We start from the raw sequence: 1,189 nt of genomic DNA, 5'->3' as shown, positions 1-1,189 counted from the left end.
TTTCGGGTCATCCAACGACGCGCGTACGGATTGCGAGAGGAGGAGTATCTGCGCCTGAAGATCCTCACTTGCATGCTGCCTCGAATCTGAAAAATGGCGATTTCCATCACACTTTTCCGCGAAGACCCCTTTTTACCATCGTCCTGTGCGGGCGTGGATTGATGGTGATGTCACTTTGGCGGTCTCCGTATTTATGCACGATTCGCGAAAAATTTCGGGGTGGGAGGACGAGACGGCCTCCCGACCAAATACACGCATTCAGCCGGACTGAAACTCCGAAACCGAGCCAGCTGCACGGAGCAACCGCCTCGTCGCCGGACTTTTTGAATGGCCGTTAACCGAAAGACTTCGATCGATCAATTGCGCCCGGTGAATATCTCTTGATGGCCGATTACTGTCCGACGCGGTCGGCAGAACCCGGCTCAAGGGACTTTCGGAATTCCCCGTATCGGCCCCACTTGAGGCTGCGTCGCACGCCTCACAGCCGTCTGCCGCGTCAAGTCTCCGGTTAAACGCGCCCCTTTTTTCTCCTTGGCTAAAGAACGGCCGCCGATTGGTCGGATTTCATTCGGCTGGTTGCTCGCTCGTCTTGCTGTCACTGTCTCCAATCGGGAGTTCCTTTCGGCAATTGCGCCGGCGCACTATGCTTTCATCAAGTAAGGCGCGAGGCTAAGGCTAGGAACGGCGACCAAATAGGTACGTAATGCCGATTAATTCCACACGCCCGATGTCGTTCTTGTCGACCGTTCGGCGCGAGGCTTCTGGGTACGGCAGCGCGTCGTCGCGCGTGCGCGCGCGATGGATGAACTCTTGGAGGAGGCAGCGTCATGGACGAGTTTGCGATTCAGGGATTTCGCGGAAGGCTGATCGTTCCGTCGGACAAGGACTACGACGAGGCGCGAGCGCTCTACAACGGCATGATTGATAAGCGGCCCAAGGTGATCGCTCGCTGCACCGACGCCGCCGATGTCATAGCAGCGGTCAACTACGCACGCGATAACAAGCTGCTTCTCGCAATCCGCGGAGGCGGACACAACGGGCCCGGTTTGGGCAGTTGCGACGGTGGACTGGTCATCGACCTGTCGCAGATGCGCAGCGTGCGCGTCGACCCAGCGAGCAGCACCGTGCGTGTCGATCCAGGCTGCACTGCAGCGGATCTCGATCACGCGACCTACGCCTTTGGCCTCGC

The 1,189-nt window shown here is 58.6% G+C and carries 1 protein-coding gene; it reads left to right on the top strand.

Features of this window, described 5'->3' with window-relative positions:
* Positions 1-827: 827 nt before the first annotated feature.
* Positions 828-1,189: FAD-binding oxidoreductase (locus tag P0D89_RS53165; RefSeq protein WP_408379670.1), on the top strand; the 362-nt coding region annotated here is incomplete at its 3' end.

The organism is Paraburkholderia sp. RL18-085-BIA-A (assembly GCF_046027075.1).
Lineage (GTDB): Bacteria > Pseudomonadota > Gammaproteobacteria > Burkholderiales > Burkholderiaceae > Paraburkholderia.
This window is presented reverse-complemented; position numbering and strand designations above follow the sequence as displayed.